4 protein-coding genes and 1 pseudogene are annotated in these 2,450 nt (G+C 61.2%); all 5 read right to left on the minus strand.

Annotated features, from left to right (window positions below):
• The coding region (locus tag QZY07_RS19480; RefSeq protein WP_295406240.1) for a hypothetical protein at nucleotides 1–215 on the minus strand (215 nt) is incomplete at its 3' end.
• 129 nt (nucleotides 216–344) lie between these two features.
• Nucleotides 345–875: a JAB domain-containing protein gene (locus tag QZY07_RS19485; RefSeq protein ID WP_363184526.1), complete on the minus strand. Its 531-nt coding sequence runs from the start codon at nucleotides 873–875 to the stop codon at nucleotides 345–347.
• Between the two features lie 285 nt (nucleotides 876–1,160).
• Nucleotides 1,161–1,943 (minus strand): N-6 DNA methylase, encoded by a 783-nt coding sequence (locus QZY07_RS19490; RefSeq protein WP_295406242.1) that lies wholly within the window; start codon nucleotides 1,941–1,943, stop codon nucleotides 1,161–1,163.
• 92 nt (nucleotides 1,944–2,035) lie between these two features.
• Nucleotides 2,036–2,203 carry an anaerobic ribonucleoside-triphosphate reductase gene (gene nrdD, locus QZY07_RS19495; RefSeq protein ID WP_295406244.1) on the minus strand — a complete coding sequence of 56 codons (168 nt, stop codon included), beginning with the start codon at nucleotides 2,201–2,203 and terminating at the stop codon, nucleotides 2,036–2,038.
• A 62-nt stretch (nucleotides 2,204–2,265) separates the two neighbouring features.
• A pseudogene (locus tag QZY07_RS19500) lies at nucleotides 2,266–2,450 on the minus strand (VWA domain-containing protein); the annotation flags it as partial.

Raw genomic sequence — 2,450 nt, forward strand, 5'->3', positions numbered from 1 at the left:
AGATCGGCCCAACACCGTTGGCCGGTGGCCTGATGATGCTCACGCCCAAGGCGCATGGCCGTGTGGTAAGCCTGAAGATGTTCGTCGCTGCCCAACGGCACGGCGGCACAGGGCAGACCTAACCAGTCGAGCACCTGCCGCCGCCGGCGTTCAGCAACGTGATGCCCGATGGTTGAGGAACCGCCGGTCACCTGGATGACATAGAGATCGTTCATGCGCTGTCTCCGAAGACACGAGGAGGCGCATGCTTCCCAAAGGGAAGATGAGTCTCCCCAGGGAATCCTGCCAGCAGGATGCTGACACGATGGTGAAGAGCGGCCGGAAAAGCCGCGATGCAGGGACGTTTAAAGCAAGTTGCGTTCGGCCATGGAGGTGCAGGATTCAGCGACCACGATGTGATCGAGCACGCGGACCTCGATCACACCCAGCGCGTGTTTCAATTTCGTCGTGATCGAGAGATCCGCCGCACTGGGTTCCGCGTGGCCAGAGGGATGGTTGTGAAAAAAAATGACAGCGGCTGCGTTGTGCTGTAGAGCCTTCTTGACAACTTCCCGTGGATAGACGGCCGCCGTATCAATCGTGCCCTGGAAGAGTTCTTCGATGGCGATCACCTGATGGCGATTGTCCAGCCACAGCGCGCCAAAGGTTTCGGTCTCCCGATGTCCAAGGCGGATTTGCAGGTAAAGCATCGTCTCGACCGGGGAGGTCAACGCGGTCCGAGCGACCTTCATGCGTCGCTCGATAATCCCCATCGCTTGCTGAAGGATGACGGACTCGGCGTCCGTGTCAGCCGTCACCCGATAGAGTGCGGCTTCCTCCTGTTGACGACGGCTTTTCCCGGTCAGACCGGTTGGTTCAGAGGCGTGTTTGCGCATGCGGTTCTCCAATTCGGGGAGACGCACGCCCCCTGGAGGGGAGTCGCGACTCCCCAGGGGGTGATGCCAGCGAAAGCTGGCGGGTTGACTGCAAGCGCGAGGCTTGCCGATGGTGCGCGCGGTCTTGATGAATCGCCCGCGCAGGCGATGACGACCTCAACCAGGTGAGATCGCGGAAAACCTGTCCGCTCGACACGCACCCAGCGGAAATGCGGAGGGGACAGGTTCCGGGGCGCATTGGCCCCGAAATCCATCGCTTCGGTGACGATTAGGTCACGATCTGCCTTAAAACAGCGACAGTTGCTCGCCAACCCGGATCGCAGACGCGGCGGGAATGGCGTTCACGCCGATCGGCATCGGGCAGGACGGAACCGTCAGGTTTTCCAACAGGCCGTCTTCGTCCATCGGCGGCCACGCGAGCGACACGATGACGTGCATGTCTGCGTGCGTGAGCGCGTTGCCCTGGTAGACGTGCACTTCGCCGAGTGCGCCGTGGAGCGTGGCATTGGCCAGCAGTTGGGTCGCCGTCATTTCCGCGCAGAGGCGATCCAGATCGATCGCGGTCAAGGCGAACTGTTGCAGGGCGCTGACGCCATGGTGGCGTTGCACGCCATCGCACGCCGCCAGTAGCATCACACCCGACCCGCAGGCTGGCTCCATCACCCGGATGCGTGTCTTGCTGTGCAGGTGCGCATCCAGATCGGCGTCGGCGAGTTGCATCTCGGCCATGCAGGACGCGACGGTTTGTGGCGTAAAGTATTGGCCTAACCAGCGTTGCTGGCCGCTCGAACCGAGTTCCATGTAGGTTGGACCCAAAATGTCTTTCCAGGGATGCTCGCCGACCAGATTGCCGTAGAGACTTGACAGCGCGTACAACGCCTCCTGGCGTTCTTCGTCCCAGGGCTGTTGAAGCCGCTGCCCGAAGCCGGCCAGCACGTCCTGGCAAAGGAAATACAGCCACTCGTCGGGACGGTAGCGCCGCCCCCGGTTCGCAAGGGTTTCGATGTCGCACGACAGGTGACGCGCGGGAGACTGGCGATCTTTTAGAGCGGTTTTCGTTTTAACCATTGGCGGACCTCGAAAAAAGGACCGCCCCCCTGGGGAGCGATCCCCAGGGGTGAATGAACCCGGCGGTTGCCGGGCGGGAAGTCAACACACGATCAGTGCATCATGCTCTCGCGGAACAGCCGTCGTTCGGCGTGTTCGGCGCGTTTGCCATTGTTAAAAGCCGACACCGGGCGGTGATACCCCATGACGCGGGTCCACACTTCGCATGGTGTGCGTTCGTGATCGGACAGGCCGATCATCGGCTGGGCAGGTTTTTCCATCGACCGTCTCCGTGCCCGTAGACCCACCGAAAAGATCGGTGAACCTGCGGGCGGCAGTGGCCCTAAACGAGGAACTGCTCGGCGAGACCGAACAGCGTTTGCTTAAGATCGGCAGGGGAATCGATCTGGATGTGACGTGGAAACAGCCACGACACGTCGATTTTGATGCCAATGCCGGCGATCTCGATGCCAGTTGCCTGGCATTGTTCGATGATGTTCGTCGCCCCGATCACGTCATCAGGCTTGC

It is taken from the genome of uncultured Thiocystis sp. (assembly GCF_903866365.1).
Taxonomy (GTDB): domain Bacteria; phylum Pseudomonadota; class Gammaproteobacteria; order Chromatiales; family Chromatiaceae; genus Chromatium.